Here is a 15753-nt window from a genome sequence, read left to right as displayed (position 1 = left end):
GCCGGATTTGCGAGGCCGCGTACGTCTACCGGCCCCGGCCTCGCTATTCGCCGACAGCGATCGTCAGCGACTCCTTGATCTCCTCCATCACGACATAGCTCTTCGACTGCACGGCGCCCGGCAACTGCAGCAGGATGTCGCCGAGCAGCTTGCGGTAGTCGGCCATTTCGCCGATGCGCGCCTTGATCAGATAGTCGAAATCGCCCGACACGAGGTGGCATTCCAGCACCTCGGGAATCTTCTGCACCTCGCGGCGAAACTGGTCGAACATGTTGCCGCTCTTGTGATCGAGCGTGATCTCGACGAACACGAGCAGCGCCGCCCCGAGCTCCACCGGATTGACGCGCGCGTAGTAGCCCGTGATCACGCCATCGCGCTCCATGCGCTTCACCCTCTCGATACACGGCGTCACGGTCAGCCCGACCTGCTCCGCCAAGTCCTTCATGGCCATCCGGCCATCCGCCTGAAGTAATTTCAGTATCTTGTGATCGAGCTTATCGAGTGCACGGACCGGGTGGCGTTGCGTTCTCATGGGCTTTTACCAAAAACGTAAAAAATACGATAACAAAAACTAGACCTGGCTCAATAGTATAGCGGCTAACACTGGACCAAGCGGGCATATTGAGGTTATTGAACGCCTCGGCCCGAATAGCAGAAAAACCTACTGGGAGCAGCTATGCGAGTCGTCGTTTTGGGCAGCGGGGTCGTCGGGACGACGACTGCTTATTATCTGGCGCGTGCGGGGCACGAGGTCACCGTGATCGACCGCGAGGCCGGCCCGGCGCTCGAAACCAGCTTTGCCAATGCCGGCCAGATCTCGCCGGGCTACGCTGCACCGTGGGCCGCGCCGGGCGTCCCGCTCAAGGCCGTCAAGTGGATGTTCCAGAAGCACGCGCCGCTCGCCATCCGGCTCGACGGCACGCAATTCCAACTGCGCTGGATGTGGCAGATGCTGCAGAACTGCACCGCCGAGCGCTATGCCGTCAACAAGGGCCGCATGGTCCGGCTCGCCGAGTACAGCCGCGACTGCCTCCAAGTGCTGCGCGCCGACACCGGCATTCAGTATGAAGGCCGCACCGGCGGCACGCTCCAGCTTTTCCGCACGCAGCAACAGCTCGACGGCGCCGCGAAGGACATCGCCGTGCTGAAGGACGCGAACGTCCCGTTCGAGCTGCTGAGCCCGAGCGAGCTGGCCCGCGCCGAGCCGGCGCTTGCGGCCACGTCGCACAAGCTGACCGGCGGCCTGCGTCTGCCCGGCGACGAAACCGGCGACTGCCAGCTGTTCACGACGCGCCTCGCTGCGCTCGCCGAACAACTCGGCGTCAAGTTTCGCTTCAACACGCCGATCGACGCACTCGCGATGTCCGGCGACCGAATCTCCGGCGTGCAGTGCGGTCCCGAAATGGTCCGCGCCGACGCCTACGTCGTCGCACTCGGCTCGTATTCGACCCAGTTCCTGTCGGACATCGTGAAGATTCCGGTGTACCCGTTGAAGGGCTATTCGATCACGGCGCCGATCGTCGATGCGTCGGCGGCGCCGGTGTCGACGGTGCTCGACGAAACGTACAAGATCGCGATCACGCGCTTTGACGACCGGATTCGCGTCGGCGGCATGGCGGAGATCGTCGGCTTCGACAAGGAACTGCGCGAGGCGCGCCGCGAAACGCTCGAAATGTGCGTGAACGACCTGTTCCCGGGCGGCGGCGACACGACGAAGGCCACGTTCTGGACCGGCCTGCGTCCGATGACGCCGGACGGCACGCCGATCGTCGGCCGCACGCCGGTGTCGAACTTGTTCACGAACACGGGCCACGGCACGCTCGGATGGACGATGTCCTGTGGCTCGGGCCAACTGCTCGCCGACTTGATCTCGGGCAAGCAGCCGGCGATTCAATCGGGCGATCTGTCGGTGCATCGCTATCTCGGCGACACGGGCGGCACGGGTCGTCCGGCTTACGCTTGATGCGGCTTTAACCAGCGAATTTCCCTACTAGCGGCGACAAGGGTGCTGGCTCGACGGCATGAAAACACAAAGGGCGCCTGATCCGACGATCAGGCGCCCTTTGCTTTGGGCTCGCTACGTGACTACGTTATGCTTACCGTCAGAACTGATCCTCAGTCAGCGCAAGCACGCCTTCCCCGCCCTTCGCGCTGACGATCGACGCCTCGAACGCCCCCGCTTGCGGCAGCACATGCTCGGCATAGAAACGCGCAGTTGCCATCTTCGCGCTATAGAACGACGGGTCGCTCGCCTCGTTGGCTGCGGCCGCCAGGAGCGCGCGCGCCATCTGCCAGCCGCACAGCACGACGCCTGCGAGCTTCAGATACGGCACGCTGCCCGCAAAGACCGCATTCGGATCGCTCTTCGCGTTGGCGACCACGTAGTCCACGGCCGCACCCAGTGCACGATGCCCGTTCGCGAGCTGCTCGCGCATCGAAGCGAATGCCGCGCCCGGGTGAGCCGCGAGCGCTTCGATAGTCTGCGCAACGTCCGCGAGCAGCGTCTTCGCGATCGCACCGCCATCGCGCAGCGTCTTGCGGCCGATCAGATCGTTGGCCTGAATCGCGGTCGTGCCTTCATAGATTGTCAGGATGCGCGCGTCGCGATAGAACTGCGCCGCGCCCGTCTCTTCGATGAAGCCCATCCCGCCGTGCACCTGCACACCGAGACTCGCGACATCGATCGACATCTCCGTGCTCCATCCCTTCACGACCGGCACGAGATATTCGTAGATCGCCTGATGCTCGGCGCGCACCGCCTCGTCGGCGTGGCGATGCGCGATATCGCAATGCGCTGCGGCCACATAGGCGAGCGCGCGAGCGCCTTCGGTCAGCGCACGCATCGACGCGAGCATGCGGCGCACGTCGGGGTGATGGATGATCGTGACCGATTGCTTAGCCGTACCGTCGACCGGACGGCTTTGCACACGCTCCTTCGCATAGGCCACGGCCTTCTGATAAGCGCGATCCGCGACGCCGACGCCCTGCATGCCGACGGCGAAACGCGCCGCGTTCATCATGATGAACATGTACTCTAGGCCGCGATTTTCCTCGCCGACGAGATAGCCGATCGCGCCGCCATGGTCTCCGAACTGCAGGACCGCGGTCGGGCTCGCCTTGATGCCGAGCTTGTGCTCGATCGACACGCAATGCACGTCGTTGCGCGCGCCGAGCGTGTCGTCGTCGTTGATCATGAACTTCGGGACGATGAAGAGCGAAATGCCCTTCACGCCTTCAGGCGCATCCGGCAGGCGCGCGAGAACGAGGTGGACGATGTTGTCCGCCATGTCGTGCTCGCCCCACGTGATGAAGATCTTCGTGCCGAAGACGCGGTACGTGCCATCGCCTTGCGGCTCGGCGCGCGTGCGCACCAGCGCGAGATCGGAACCGGCTTGCGGTTCCGTGAGGTTCATCGTGCCGGTCCACTCGCCGGAGATCAGCTTCGGTACGTAGCGCTGCTTTTGTTCTTCAGTGCCGGCGGTCAACAGCGCTTCGATCGCGCCGTCGGTCAGAAGCGGACACAGCGCGAACGACAAGTTCGACGCGTTGAGCATCTCGACGCACGGCGTCCCGATCAGCTTCGGCAAGCCCTGCCCCTCGTATTCCGCCGGGTGCTGCACGCCCTGCCAGCCGCCTTCGGCGAACTGGCGGAACGCGTCCTTGAAGCCGGGCGACGCCGTCACCACGCCGTCCTTCCAGCTGCTCGGGTTGCGGTCGCCTTCGACGTTCAGCGGCGCCAGCACTTCGCCGCACAGCTTCGCGGCTTCGTCCAGCACGGCTTGAGCCGTCTCCGATGTGGCGTCCTCGAAACCCGGCAACGCTGCGACGTCATCGAGGCCCGCCAGTTCCTTCATCACGAACAGCATGTCCTTGATGGGCGCGGTGTAGCTCATTGTGTCCTCCAGTGGATATAGAAAGGGGCGCCTAATGCGCCCCTTCGCTTGCCTTAGTTTTTAATATTGCCGGACGCCGCCGGGAGCGGCTTTGACCTCGATCAGCCGAGTTCGCTGACCAGTTCCGGCACGAGCGTGAACAGATCGCCAACGAGGCCGTAATCGGCGACGCTGAAAATCGGTGCTTCCGGGTCCTTGTTGATCGCGACGATCACCTTCGAGTCCTTCATGCCGGCCAAGTGCTGGATCGCGCCCGAGATGCCGACCGCCACGTACAGCTGCGGTGCGACGATCTTGCCCGTCTGGCCCACTTGGTAGTCGTTCGGCACGTAACCCGCGTCGACCGCCGCGCGCGAGGCGCCCAGCGCCGCGTTCAGCTTGTCCGCCAGCGGCTCGAGCACCTTCGTGTAGTTCTCGCCGCTGCCCAAGCCACGGCCGCCCGACACCACGATGTTCGCACTAGTCAGTTCCGGACGGTCCAGCTTCATCACTTCACGGTTCACGAACTGCGAAACGCCTGAGTCGGCTGCGGCTTCGATCTTCTCAACCGCGGCGCTGCCGCCTTCCGCTGCGACGGCGTCAAAACCTGTCGCACGCACCGTGATCACCTTGACCGGATCGCTCGATTGCACGATCGCGATCGCATTGCCCGCATAGATCGGGCGCTCGAACGTGTCGGCCGAATCAACTGCGGTGATTTCGCTGATCTGCGCCACGTCGAGCTTCGCTGCCACGCGCGGCGCGATGTTCTTGCCGTAGGCCGTCGCCGGCGCCAGGATGTGCGAGTAGTCCTTCGCGATGTTCAGCACCGTCGCTTCGACGTTTTCCGCCAGGCCCTCGGCCAGTTGCGGCGCGTCGGCCAGCAGCACTTTGCTGACACCCGCGATCTTCGAAGCAGCGTCCGCCGCAGCTTGCGCGTTGTGGCCCGCCACCAGCAGGTGAATGTCGCCGCCAATTTTCTGTGCGGCCGCGACCGTGTTCAGCGTCGCGCCCTTGATCGACGCATTGTCGTGTTCGGCAATAACCAGAATCGTCATCTCTATCGTCTCCGCGTCCGTCTTACAGTACCTTGGCTTCGGTCTTCAGCTTCTCGACCAGCGTCTTCACGTCCGGCACCATCACGCCGGCGCTGCGCTTGGGCGGCTCCGTGACTTTCAGCGTTTTCAGGCGCGACGCGACGTCCACCCCAAGGTCTTCGGGCTTCAACGTTTCGAGCGGCTTCTTCTTCGCCTTCATGATGTTCGGCAGCGTCACGTAGCGCGGCTCGTTCAAGCGCAGATCCGTGGTCACCACTGCGGGGAGCTTCAACGACAGCGTTTCCGCACCGCCGTCGACTTCACGCGTCACCGTGGCTTTACCGTCGGCGACGACGACCTTCGAGGCAAACGTCGCTTGCGGCAGGTTCGCCAGCGCGGCGAGCATCTGGCCGGTCTGGTTGCTGTCGTCGTCGATCGCTTGCTTGCCGAGGATCACCAGCTGCGGCTGCTCCTTATCGACCACCGCCTTGAGCAGCTTCGCCACAGCCAGCGGCTGCAGGTCTTCGTTCGATTCGATCAGGATCGCGCGGTCCGCGCCGATCGCCAGCGCCGTGCGCAGCGTTTCCTGACATTGCGCGACGCCCGCCGACACCGCGATCACTTCCGTCGCCACGCCCGCTTCCTTCAGGCGCACCGCCTCTTCCACCGCGATTTCGTCGAACGGATTCATCGACATCTTCACATTCGCGATGTCCACACCCGTGTTGTCCGACTTCACACGGACCTTCACGTTGTAGTCGACTACGCGCTTGACTGGCACCAAGATTTTCATGCACACGCTCCAAAGTTACGAATACGTCAACCCAGCGGCCATTATAGCGATAGCTAACGCGCCAGCCGAACCAGGTTGCATGTATCGAGTATTTCGCTCCGGGCTGCGCACCGGAATTAACGAACGGTCGTGCTATTTTAATCGCAAAAAAACCCGGACGCCAAGTCCGGGTTTTCGATAACCCACTCTAAACGCTCGGGTTCATGCCCTAAATCGGCGCGATCACCACGCCGCAACCACCGCGCCGCCGTATTTCGCCTCGATGTACTGCTTCACTTCCGGCGAGTGATAGGCCGCGATGAGCTTCGCGACCCACGGCTTGTTCTTGTCCGCCTCACGAATCGCCAGGATGTTCACGTAGGGCCCTTTCGGATCTTCGATCGCGATCGCGTCCTGCTTTGGCTTCAAACCCGCTTCCATCGCATAGTTCGTGTTGATCGCCGCGGCGTCGACGTCGTCGAGCGAGCGCGGAATCTGCGCGGCGTCGAGTTCGACGATCTTCAGCTTCTTCGGGTTCTCGACGATGTCGAGCGGCGTCGCCTTCAGCCCCACGTTCGCGCGCAGCTTCAAGATGCCTTGCTTCTGCAGCAGCAACAGCGCGCGACCGCCGTTGGTCGGATCGTTCGGCACCGCGATGCGCGCGCCCGTCTTCAAGTCGCCGAGCGACTTGATCTTCTTCGAATAGATGCCCATCGGGAAGGTGACCGTGTCCGCGACGCGGATGATCTTGTAGCCGCGATCCTTCACCTGCGCCTGCAGATACGGGTCGTGCTGATAGCTGTTCGCGTCGAGGTCGCCGGAGGCGAGCGCGGCGTTCGGCTGCACGTAGTCGGCGAACTCGACGATCTTGATGTTCAAGCCGTTCTTCGCGGCGACTTGCTTCACGACCTCCATCACTTGGGCGTGCGGACCGCCAGTGACGCCGACTTTGATCGTGTCGTCGGCATGGGCTGCTGCGCTGAAAATCGACGCGGCCCCGAACACAGCCACGAGCTTGAGAATGAAACGACGTTGCATGATCCGCCTTGTTGTAGCGTGTTAAGCGGCCGACTCAAGGTCCGCCGCGCGTGACTATCACCTGTGGCTCAAGCGCCGCACCAGCCAATCGCCGAACGATTGCGCGAGTTGCACGAACACGATCAGGATTGCGACGACCACCCACATCACCGTCGGCTCGTAACGCTGATATCCGTAGCGGATGCCGAGGTCGCCGAGCCCGCCGCCGCCGATCGCACCGGCCATCGCCGAATAGCCGACCAGCGACACGAACGTGATCGTGAGCCCCGCGACCACGCCCGGCAGCGCTTCCGGCAGCAGCACCTTGAAGACGATCTGCCCCGTCGTGGCGCCCATCGCCTGCGCGGCCTCGATGAGACCGCGGTCGACTTCGCGCAGCGCCGTCTCGACGAGCCGCGCGATGAACGGCGCCGAGGCGAGCGTGAGCGGCACGACCGCCGCAGCGGTGCCGATCGACGACCCCACGATGAGCCGCGTGAACGGAATCACGAGCACGAGCAGGATGATGAACGGCGTCGAGCGCACGGCATTGACGATCGTCCCGATGACGCGATTCACGGCGACGTTCTGCAGCACGCCTTGGCGGTCGGTCAGATACAGCAGCACGCCGAGCGGCAGCCCGATCAGCGCGCCGACCGCGCCCGAGATGCCCACCATGATGAGCGTCTCCCAGAACGACTGAACGAACATATCGAACATTTCACTCAACATACGACAGCTCCTCCACGACGACGCCTTGAGTACGCAGGTACGCCATCGCGTCAGCAACCTTTGCGGGCTCGCCGCCCGCCAGCACCGCGAGCGAACCAAACGCCTGCCCCTGTATCTCGTCGATCTGGCCGTGCAGGATGTTGAAGTCCAGCTCGTAGCGGCGGATCGTCTCCGAGAGAATCGGCTGGTCGACGCCCGAGCCGGTGAACGCGAGCCGCAGCAGATGGCCGCTGCCCGTCTTCAGGCGCTCTGCGACGCGCGCCTTCATCGCGGGCGGCAGTTCCTGTGCGATCACGTCGCCGATCATCGCGCGCGTCACTTCGTGATGCGGCTGCAGGAAGACGTCGATGACCTTGCCCGACTCGACGACACGCCCTGCGTCGAGCACCGCGACGCGGTCGCACACCTGCTTGATGACTTCCATCTGGTGCGTGATCAATACGATCGTGAGCCCGAGTTCGCGATTGATGCGCTTGAGCAAATCCAGAATCGCGCGCGTGGTTTCGGGATCGAGCGCGGAGGTCGCTTCGTCGGAGAGCAGCACCTTCGGCTTGCTCGCGAGCGCGCGCGCAATGCCGACGCGCTGCTTCTGCCCGCCGCTGATCTGCGACGGATAGCGGTCTTTTTGCGCGGACAACCCGACGAGATCGAGCAGCGGCAGCACAGCCGCTTCGATCTCGGCGCGCTTCATGCCCGCAAGCTCGAGCGGCAGCGCGACGTTGTCGAACACCGTGCGCGAACTCAAGAGGTTGAAATGCTGGAAGATCATCCCGATCTCGCGGCGCGCTTCGCGCAGCTCGGGCGCGGACAACGCCGTCAGGTCCCGTCCGCCGACGACGACATTGCCTTCGGTCGGCCGCGTCAGCAGATTGATCGTGCGCACGAGCGTGCTCTTGCCCGCCCCGCTGCGCCCGATAATGCCGAAAACTTCCCCCGCCGGAATCGTCAAATTGACGTTGTGCAGCGCTTCGACCCAGCCCCGTGGGCTCTCGAAGCGCTGCGATAAGTTGCGTATTTCGATCATGAAAACGAAAACGGCGGATGGCTGTTGACGCGCGTGTCTCCGCTGTATCAACAGTTGCCCGCCGTTGCTCTTTTGAATTAGGTGGCCGATTTTACAGCATCGCGTAATGGGGACCTACCAATTGATGTCGAACGCTTAATAACGAAATGGAATTAGAGGTCGGTAACGCTCGCGCGCATTTATGACCGACGGACGACTGCGTCTATGATCGAGCGGACCGAACCCGGCAAAAACAGCATGGAGACAATGCGACGATGGCGACGAACCTATCTGTCCGAACCAAGGAGCCGATACCGAAGATGACGCGCCCGCCGCTCATCGACACCGTCGTCACCCACGATGGCATCGACCTCGTGACCTACCGCTGGCCCTCCGGCGGCAAGCCGCGCGCGACCGTCGCGCTGGTCCATGGGCTCGCCGAGCATGCGGGCCGCTATCAGGCGCTGGCCGCCTGCCTCAACGCCGCGGGAATCGAAGTCGTGGCGGTCGATCTGCGCGGACACGGCCGCTCGCCGGGCGAGCGCGCCTGGGTCGAACGCTTCGATCGCTATCTGCTCGATGCGGACGCGCTCGTCGAACTGGCCGCACGCGAGCACACGCCGTTCTTCCTGATGGGGCACAGCATGGGCGGCACGATTGCCGCGCTGCACGCGCTCGAGCGTCAGCGGCCGGACGGGCGTGCGCTTACGGGTTTGATCCTGTCGAGCCCCGCGCTCGCCCCGGGCCGCGACGTGCCGCGCTGGATGATCGCCGCGAGCCGTTTCATGAGCCGCGTCTGGCCGCGCTTTCCGGCGATGAAGATCGACGCCGCCCTGCTCGCGCGCGACCCGGCCGTCGTCGCGGCCAATCGCGCCGATACGCTCGTGCATCACGGGTCAGTTCCGGCGCGCACCGGTGCGGAAATACTCGAGGCGATGACGCGTATCGAGAAATGCCGCTCGACACTCTCGGTCCCCGTGCTCGTCTTTCATGGAACGGTGGACAAGCTCACCGAGCCCGACGGCAGCCGTGATTTCGCTGCGCATGTCGGCTCGGTCGACCGCACGCTGACGCTTTACGAAGGCAGCTACCACGAGACGATGAACGATCTCGACCGCGAGCACGTCATCGGGGCATTGATTGACTGGATCGATACGCACGTCTGAGGCGCAATGGGTTCGTCTAGCGCGCGCCGCCCGGCACGGCTCGGGCGGGACGTGAAGCGGTCACGCTCTGAGCGTCTTCGGCACCTTCAGCGCGGCCAGTTCGGCGCGCGCTTCTCAATGAACGCCTGCACGCCCTCGAGCGCCGATTCCTCCATCATGTTGCAGGCCATCGTCTGGCCCGCAAGCTGGTACGCCGCTTCGACACCCATCTCGAGCTGCCGGTAAAACAGCGCCTTGCCGGCGCTCACCGCTTCCACCGGTTTCGCGCAGATGCTCGACGCCAGCTCGGCGATTTCCTTGTCGATCGCATCGAGCGGCGCGACGCGATTGACGAGCCCAAGCTGACGCGCCTTGGTCGCATCGATGAAATCGCCGGTCAGCAGCATTTCGAGCGCGGCCTTGCGCGACAAATTGCGCGACAGCGGCACGCTCGGCGTCGCGCAGAAGAGGCCGAGATTGACGCCCGACACCGCAAATTTCGCGACATCGGCGGCGACCGCGAGATCGCACATCGCGACGAGCTGGCACCCGGCCGCCGTCGCCAGGCCATGCACGCGCGCGATCACCGGCTGCGGCATGTGCTGGATCGTCATCATCAATCGCGTACAGCGCGCGAACAACGTCTTGTAGTAATCGAGCGACGGCGCCGCGCGCATTTCCTTCAAGTCGTGTCCCGCGCAAAACGCGCGTCCCGCCCCGCCGATCACGACGACGCGCGCCTCCGATTGCGCAATCGCCGTCAGCGTCTTGTGCAGCTCGTCGAGCAGCGCCTCCGATAGCGCATTGAACGCATCGGGCCGATTCAGCGTGACGCGCACGACGCCGCGCACGCCATACGCGTCGCGCTCGATTTCGAGCAAATCCGCTCCGGCTTGCTCAGACTGAAGTGAAGCGTTCGAGTCCATGACCACTCCTGCAGGAATGCCGGGACGCCGACGTCATAGCTCCGCGAGCACGCGCACGTGCGCGACGACGCTGCGTCCAAGCGCCGACAAGTTATAGCCGCCCTCCAGACAACTGACGATGCGGCCGCCCGCGTAGCGCTTGGCGATATCGCGGATCTGCTCGGTCATCCACGCGTAGTCGTCTTCGACGAGGCCCATGTTGCCGAGATCGTCCTCGCGATGCGCGTCGAAGCCCGCCGACACGAAGATCATTTCCGGCTTGAATTCGTGGAGCCGCGGCAGCCACATCATGTCCACCAGCTCGCGGATCGCCATGCCCTTGGTGCGCGCGGCCACCGGCACGTTGACCATGTTCGGCGCCGCATTTTCCGCGCCGCTGTACGGATAGAACGGGTGCTGGAAGAAGCTGCACATCAGCACGCGCTCGTCGCCGGCGAACGCCGCTTCGGTGCCGTTGCCGTGGTGGACGTCGAAATCGACGATCGCCACGCGCGCGAGCCCGTGCACTTCCAGCGCGTGACGCGCGGCGATCGCGACATTGTTGAAGAAGCAAAAGCCCATCGCGCGCGCGGGCTCGGCGTGATGCCCCGGCGGACGCACGCTGCAAAACGCGTTGTCGTAGCGGCCCGCGATCACAGCGTCGGTCGCCGCGACCGCCGCACCCGCCGAGCGCAACGCCGCCTGCCAGGTATGCGGATTCATCGAGGTGTCGGGATCGATCTGCGCGTAGCCTTCGGTCGGCGACTGGCTCTTGATGAAGTCGATATGGGCTTGCGTGTGCACGCGCGCCAGCGCGGACATCTCGGCGAGAGGCGCCGACTCGCGCTCGATTAGCGGATCGATACGGCTCGCGATGAGCTGATCCTCGATCGCCTGGAGGCGCGCCGGGCATTCCGGATGCCACTGTCCCATCTCATGCAGCAGACAATCGGCGTGCGAATAAAAGCCTGTCGCCATAGTGATTCGCTTCTGCCGCGCGGCATCGGACGGCGCGCGGCAGGTCTCCTTCGGTATGTTCGGTCTGGGCGCAAAGCGCGTTGCGCCGGGAGTTGATCAGACTACGTTACCACATCGAATCGATCCCCGAACTCGGGCCCCGCCCGCGTGCGGCATGCTTTGCCGCATTGATCGGATCGAACGGCGGTTTGGCCGGGAGCGTCGGTTATACTGCGCCGAGTCCTTTTTGCACCGCCCTCTCTCGTCTGTTTTGTCCGCCATGACCGTCCAAGTTGCTCCGTCCGCAGGAAACCGGCTTCGCGCCACTACCGTGGCAATCGCAGTCTCTCTCTCGCTCGGCATCTCCTTCGGCAGCTCGACGGCGGCGGCGCAAACCGCGCCCGCCAAGCGCCCCCCCGTCCTCGCGCAAGGTCAGCCGCAACAGCCGGCGCCCACGGGCCAGACGTTCGAAGAAGAGATCATCCCGCAGCGCTACGCGAACAATCCGAACGTCGATGCGTTCATCAACGACATGGTCGCGCGCTACGATTTCGACCCGGCAACGCTTCATACGCTCTTCGCTAGCGTGAACTATTCGGCGACCGCGGTGAAGCTCGTGACGCCGTCACCGTCGCCATCGATCAAGAACTGGAAGGTCTATCAGTCGCGCTTCCTGGACCCCGTGCGCATCAACGCGGGCGTGCGCTTCTGGAAGCAGAACCGGGCGACGCTGCAGCGCGCGTATGAAGAGTTCGGCGTGCCACCGGAGACCATCGTCGGCATCATCGGCGTCGAGACGATCTACGGCCGCTACATGGGCAACTTCCGCGTGCTCGATGCGCTGACGACGCTCACGTTCGACTATCCGAATACGCCCAACCGCGCAGACCGGATGGCGACGTTCCGCAAGAATCTCGAAGACTATCTGGTCTGGACGCGCGATACGCAGATCGATCCGACCACGGTGCTCGGCTCCTATACTGGCGCAATCGGCATTCCGCAGTTCCTGCCGAGCAGCATCATGCAGTATGCGGTCGACTATGAAGGCGACAAGCACATCGACTTGCGCTCGAGCCAGGCCGATGCGATCGGCAGCGTTGCGAACTATCTGAAGGAAAACGGCTGGGAAAACGGCCGGCCGGTGGTCTGGAAGATCGCGCAGGACCCGGGCACCCTGGGTATTGCGCAAGCAGCCGCCGACGGCCAGCCGGAACCGCATTGGCCGCTTTCGCAACTGTTGCGCGCGGGGATGCTGCTTGACGAACCCGGTCTCGACATGGCGACCGAAGGCGGCACGCCGGTGACGATCGTCGATCTGCCGAGCCCCGGGCTGCCGACCGAGTACGTACTTGGCCTCAAGAATTTCTACGTGCTGACGCGCTATAACCGCAGCTTCTTTTACGCGCTTGCCGTGTATCAGCTTGGCGAAGGAGTGAAGGCGCGGATGGCCGTGGAGGATTTCAATGCGGCCGGCTCAGGTGCGGCCGGCCCAGGTGCTACCGGCGCGGGTGCGGCCGACGCGGGCGGTTCAGGCACGGTCGCTCCTGGCTCAGGCGGCGCGGGCGTGCCGAGCCCCGCATCGCAATGACGTAATCGCACGATCAAGCCGCCGCCGAGCGGCTAGCAACAATGAAAAAAAGCGCCGATATACGGCGCTTTTTTTTTCGGTTGATCTCCCGCTGATCAGGCAGGAAAGACACCGGTCGACAGATACCGGTCCCCGCGGTCGCAGACCACGAACACGATCGTCGCGTTCTCGACCTGCCGCGCAACACGCATCGCCACTTCACAAGCGCCAGCCGACGAAATCCCGCAGAAGATGCCCTCGACGGCCGCCAAGCGACGGGCCATCGCTTCAGACGCCGCTTGCGAGACGTTCTCGGTTCGATCGACTCGGCTTCGATCGAAGATCTTCGGCATATACGCTTCCGGCCATTTGCGAATGCCTGGAATGCGCGAGCCCTCTTCGGGCTGCGCGCCGATGATCTCGATCGCGCTGTTCTGCTCTTTCAGGTATTGGGACACGCCCATGATCGTGCCCGTCGTGCCCATCGCCGACACGAAGTGCGTGATGCGGCCTTCGGTGTCGCGCCAGATTTCGGGACCTGTCGCCTCATAGTGGGCAAGCGGATTGTCGGGGTTCGCGAACTGATCTAGGATGATGCCCTTGCCGTCGCGCTGCATCTGATCCGCGAGATCGCGCGCGTACTCCATGCCGCCCTTCACGGGCGTGAGCATGATTTCCGCGCCGTAGGCGGCCATGCTTTGACGGCGCTCCACCGACAGATCCTCCGGCATGATCAGCACCATCTTGTATCCGCGGATCGCCGCGGCCATCGCGAGCGCGATGCCGGTATTACCGCTCGTCGCCTCGATCAGCGTATCGCCCGGTTTGATACGGCCGCGCGCTTCGGCTTTCTTGATCATCGACAGCGCCGGCCGGTCCTTCACCGAGCCCGCCGGGTTGTTGCCTTCCAGCTTGCCGAGAATCACATTGTTCCGGCTGATGATTTCGTCGTCCGGCAGGCGGACGAGTTGCACGAGAGGCGTATTGCCGATCGTGTCTTCAATAGTCTTGTAAGCCATGAGCGTTGCGTGATGAGGGAAGAGCATCCGGCCTGCCGCTTCGCGACTGTCCCGTGAGAAACAGAGCAACCTGCGGCGGCCCTGCGGTTTGGTGTAAGCGATGCCAGGGATCTATCGATTGTAATGCACGCGGAATCGACCCGCTGAGCGACCCTATCGGGCATAGGGAGCGAGGCCCGGCCTAGGGCCTGTTCACGCAAAAAACCCGCGGGAGGGGAAGACCGCGGGGCAGCCAGTCATCTGCAAGACGGCTGAAGGAGACAAGCAATGTCTATATCGCTGCGGTTATTTCTTTACGACCACCGCGGCGCCGTTCTTCTGCGCACCTGTTGCCGCGGGCGCCGCCTTGGCCTGGGCGCTGGCGGCATCGGTCTTGGCAGGCCCGATCGCGAGCCCCTCGCCTTGCAGCTTTTCGACCGTATGGCCGCCGAGGCCCTTGACGCGCTTCGAAAGATCCGACGCGTCCTTGAATGGGCCATGTGCCGTGCGTTCGTCGAGAATCGCCTTGGCCTTCGCGGGGCCAATGCCCTTGATGCCGCGCAGCGCGTCCTCGTTGGCGGTGTTGACGTCGACAGCGGCGAAGGCGTGACTGAACACGGCAACGAACGCTGCCGCGGCGAAAAACTTGGCGAGAAATGTCTTGAACATAGGGGTCTCCGTGAAAGAGGCCGGCAACGATCGCCGACCGGGAGACCCCAGTCTAAAGAGGTGTCCGAACGATTTACACCTGGCCGAACAGCCAACGCACGTAGCGATCGACGCCTTCCTGCACCGTCAGGAACGGCGCGTCGTAGCCGGCCGCGCGCAGGCGCGTGAGATCGGCCTGCGTGTAGCACTGGTACTTGCCGCGCAGCGCATCGGGGAACGGCACGTATTCGATGAGCCCGCGCTGCACCTGCTCGGCGAGCGAAAGCGCCGGCTGGTTGTCGAGCGCGCGCAGCGTGTTGACGACCGACGTCGCGATATCGTTGAACGGTTGCGCGCGGCCTGTGCCGAGATTGAAGATGCCCGACTTCTCCGGATGATCGAAGAAGAACAGGTTGACTTTCACGACGTCCTCGACCGACACGAAATCGCGCGTCTGCTCGCCCGCCGCATAGCCGTTGTACTCGCCGAAGAGCTTGACCTTGCCCTCGCCGCGGAATTGGTTGAAGTTGTGGAACGCCACCGACGCCATGCGCCCCTTGTGCGTCTCACGCTCGCCGTAGACGTTGAAATAGCGAAAGCCCGCGATCTGGCTCTTCGCTTGCGGCAGTACACGGCGGATGATCTGGTCGAACAGGAACTTCGAATAGCCGTAGACGTTGAGCGGCGCTTCCACCTCGCGGTCTTCCACGAAGCGGCTCGACCCGCCGTAGATCGCCGCCGACGACGCGTACAGGAACTGCGCGCCCTGCGCGAGACACGCGTCGAGCACCGCACGGCTGTAGCGGAAGTTGTTGTCCATCATGTAGCGGCCGTTGTGCTCCATCGTGTCCGAGCACGCACCTTCATGGAACACCGCACGCACCTTGCCGAAATCGCCGCGCGCGAAACGCTCGACGAATTCGGTCTTGTCGAGATAGTCGTCGATCTCGCAGTCGACGAGGTTCTTGAATTTGTCCGCGCGCGTCAGGTTGTCGACGGCGACGATGCGTGTTTCGCCGCGATCGTTGAGCGCCTTGACGAGATTGGCGCCGATAAAGCCGGCGGCGCCGGTGACGATGATGGTCATGGTCGTCCTGCGA

15 protein-coding genes are annotated in these 15753 nt (G+C 63.7%); 3 read left to right on the top strand and 12 right to left on the bottom strand.

Annotated elements, in window-relative coordinates:
* Positions 1-43 precede the first annotated feature (43 nt).
* Positions 44-532 carry an Lrp/AsnC ligand binding domain-containing protein gene (locus AAHK20_RS09750; RefSeq protein WP_449181244.1) on the bottom strand — a complete coding sequence of 163 codons (489 nt, stop codon included), beginning with the start codon at positions 530-532 and terminating at the stop codon, positions 44-46.
* A 144-nt stretch (positions 533-676) separates the two neighbouring features.
* Between AAHK20_RS09750 and AAHK20_RS09745 the strand changes: the two genes are divergently transcribed.
* Positions 677-1963 carry a D-amino acid dehydrogenase gene (locus AAHK20_RS09745; protein ID WP_449181243.1) on the top strand — a complete coding sequence of 429 codons (1287 nt, stop codon included), beginning with the start codon at positions 677-679 and terminating at the stop codon, positions 1961-1963.
* A 139-nt stretch (positions 1964-2102) separates the two neighbouring features.
* Here the strand turns inward: AAHK20_RS09745 and AAHK20_RS09740 are convergent, their stop codons facing one another.
* From AAHK20_RS09740 to AAHK20_RS09715, 6 genes are all read right to left on the bottom strand, one after another.
* A complete protein-coding gene (locus tag AAHK20_RS09740; RefSeq protein ID WP_449181242.1) occupies positions 2103-3893 on the bottom strand; it encodes an acyl-CoA dehydrogenase in 1791 nt (596 codons plus the stop codon).
* A gap of 101 nt (positions 3894-3994) precedes the next feature.
* Positions 3995-4930, bottom strand: coding sequence for an electron transfer flavoprotein subunit alpha/FixB family protein (locus tag AAHK20_RS09735; RefSeq protein WP_449181241.1), 936 nt, complete (start codon positions 4928-4930; stop codon positions 3995-3997).
* 22 nt (positions 4931-4952) lie between these two features.
* Positions 4953-5702 carry an electron transfer flavoprotein subunit beta/FixA family protein gene (locus tag AAHK20_RS09730; protein WP_449181240.1) on the bottom strand — a complete coding sequence of 250 codons (750 nt, stop codon included), beginning with the start codon at positions 5700-5702 and terminating at the stop codon, positions 4953-4955.
* Between the two features lie 222 nt (positions 5703-5924).
* The gene (locus AAHK20_RS09725; RefSeq protein ID WP_449181239.1) at positions 5925-6719 is read right to left on the bottom strand and encodes a MetQ/NlpA family ABC transporter substrate-binding protein; all 795 of its coding nucleotides are present in this window, start codon (positions 6717-6719) and stop codon (positions 5925-5927) included.
* Between the two features lie 57 nt (positions 6720-6776).
* Positions 6777-7430 (bottom strand): methionine ABC transporter permease, encoded by a 654-nt coding sequence (locus AAHK20_RS09720; RefSeq protein ID WP_449181238.1) that lies wholly within the window; start codon positions 7428-7430, stop codon positions 6777-6779.
* Positions 7420-8454 carry a methionine ABC transporter ATP-binding protein gene (locus AAHK20_RS09715; protein ID WP_449181237.1) on the bottom strand — a complete coding sequence of 345 codons (1035 nt, stop codon included), beginning with the start codon at positions 8452-8454 and terminating at the stop codon, positions 7420-7422. The genes AAHK20_RS09720 and AAHK20_RS09715 overlap by 11 nt, the downstream gene beginning before the upstream one ends.
* Before the next feature lie 299 nt (positions 8455-8753).
* On the opposite strand from AAHK20_RS09715, the gene AAHK20_RS09710 reads away from it, so the two are divergent.
* The gene (locus tag AAHK20_RS09710) at positions 8754-9599 is read left to right on the top strand and encodes an alpha/beta hydrolase (RefSeq protein ID WP_449181347.1); all 846 of its coding nucleotides are present in this window, start codon (positions 8754-8756) and stop codon (positions 9597-9599) included.
* An 86-nt stretch (positions 9600-9685) separates the two neighbouring features.
* Here the strand turns inward: AAHK20_RS09710 and AAHK20_RS09705 are convergent, their stop codons facing one another.
* Positions 9686-10504, bottom strand: coding sequence for an enoyl-CoA hydratase (locus tag AAHK20_RS09705; protein ID WP_449181236.1), 819 nt, complete (start codon positions 10502-10504; stop codon positions 9686-9688).
* A gap of 33 nt (positions 10505-10537) precedes the next feature.
* Positions 10538-11461 carry a histone deacetylase family protein gene (locus AAHK20_RS09700; RefSeq protein ID WP_449181235.1) on the bottom strand — a complete coding sequence of 308 codons (924 nt, stop codon included), beginning with the start codon at positions 11459-11461 and terminating at the stop codon, positions 10538-10540.
* Between the two features lie 259 nt (positions 11462-11720).
* Between AAHK20_RS09700 and mltB the strand changes: the two genes are divergently transcribed.
* Positions 11721-13028 carry a lytic murein transglycosylase B gene (mltB, locus tag AAHK20_RS09695; RefSeq protein ID WP_449181234.1) on the top strand — a complete coding sequence of 436 codons (1308 nt, stop codon included), beginning with the start codon at positions 11721-11723 and terminating at the stop codon, positions 13026-13028.
* A 95-nt stretch (positions 13029-13123) separates the two neighbouring features.
* Here mltB and cysM read toward each other — a convergent pair whose 3' ends face one another.
* The 3 genes from cysM to rfaD form a co-directional block, all read right to left on the bottom strand.
* Positions 13124-14026 (bottom strand): cysteine synthase CysM, encoded by a 903-nt coding sequence (gene cysM, locus AAHK20_RS09690; RefSeq protein ID WP_449181233.1) that lies wholly within the window; start codon positions 14024-14026, stop codon positions 13124-13126.
* Positions 14027-14311: 285 nt separating this feature from the next.
* Positions 14312-14674, bottom strand: a complete 363-nt coding sequence (locus AAHK20_RS09685; protein ID WP_449181232.1) for a ComEA family DNA-binding protein — start codon at positions 14672-14674, stop codon at positions 14312-14314.
* A 73-nt stretch (positions 14675-14747) separates the two neighbouring features.
* Positions 14748-15740 carry an ADP-glyceromanno-heptose 6-epimerase gene (rfaD, locus tag AAHK20_RS09680; RefSeq protein WP_449181231.1) on the bottom strand — a complete coding sequence of 331 codons (993 nt, stop codon included), beginning with the start codon at positions 15738-15740 and terminating at the stop codon, positions 14748-14750.
* Between the last annotated feature and the right edge of the window lie 13 nt (positions 15741-15753).

Source organism: Trinickia camelliae (assembly GCF_053525655.1).
Note: the sequence above shows the minus strand (reverse complement) of the source record. Positions and strands in the feature narration are given on the sequence as shown.

What these genes read in the sequence shown, in the direction of transcription:
- AAHK20_RS09735 (WP_449181241.1), bottom strand. Translation starts at nt 4,930, where the DNA reads ATGACGATTCTGGTTATTGCCGAACACGACAATGCGTCGATCAAGGGC.
- AAHK20_RS09730 (WP_449181240.1), bottom strand. Translation starts at nt 5,702, where the DNA reads ATGAAAATCTTGGTGCCAGTCAAGCGCGTAGTCGACTACAACGTGAAG.
- AAHK20_RS09705 (WP_449181236.1), bottom strand. Translation starts at nt 10,504, where the DNA reads ATGGACTCGAACGCTTCACTTCAGTCTGAGCAAGCCGGAGCGGATTTG.
- AAHK20_RS09710 (WP_449181347.1), top strand. Translation starts at nt 8,754, where the DNA reads ATGACGCGCCCGCCGCTCATCGACACCGTCGTCACCCACGATGGCATC.
- AAHK20_RS09685 (WP_449181232.1), bottom strand. Translation starts at nt 14,674, where the DNA reads ATGTTCAAGACATTTCTCGCCAAGTTTTTCGCCGCGGCAGCGTTCGTT.
- AAHK20_RS09740 (WP_449181242.1), bottom strand. Translation starts at nt 3,893, where the DNA reads ATGAGCTACACCGCGCCCATCAAGGACATGCTGTTCGTGATGAAGGAA.
- cysM (WP_449181233.1), bottom strand. Translation starts at nt 14,026, where the DNA reads ATGGCTTACAAGACTATTGAAGACACGATCGGCAATACGCCTCTCGTG.
- AAHK20_RS09750 (WP_449181244.1), bottom strand. Translation starts at nt 532, where the DNA reads ATGAGAACGCAACGCCACCCGGTCCGTGCACTCGATAAGCTCGATCAC.
- AAHK20_RS09720 (WP_449181238.1), bottom strand. Translation starts at nt 7,430, where the DNA reads ATGTTGAGTGAAATGTTCGATATGTTCGTTCAGTCGTTCTGGGAGACG.
- AAHK20_RS09745 (WP_449181243.1), top strand. Translation starts at nt 677, where the DNA reads ATGCGAGTCGTCGTTTTGGGCAGCGGGGTCGTCGGGACGACGACTGCT.
- AAHK20_RS09700 (WP_449181235.1), bottom strand. Translation starts at nt 11,461, where the DNA reads ATGGCGACAGGCTTTTATTCGCACGCCGATTGTCTGCTGCATGAGATG.
- AAHK20_RS09715 (WP_449181237.1), bottom strand. Translation starts at nt 8,454, where the DNA reads ATGATCGAAATACGCAACTTATCGCAGCGCTTCGAGAGCCCACGGGGC.
- mltB (WP_449181234.1), top strand. Translation starts at nt 11,721, where the DNA reads ATGACCGTCCAAGTTGCTCCGTCCGCAGGAAACCGGCTTCGCGCCACT.
- rfaD (WP_449181231.1), bottom strand. Translation starts at nt 15,740, where the DNA reads ATGACCATCATCGTCACCGGCGCCGCCGGCTTTATCGGCGCCAATCTC.
- AAHK20_RS09725 (WP_449181239.1), bottom strand. Translation starts at nt 6,719, where the DNA reads ATGCAACGTCGTTTCATTCTCAAGCTCGTGGCTGTGTTCGGGGCCGCG.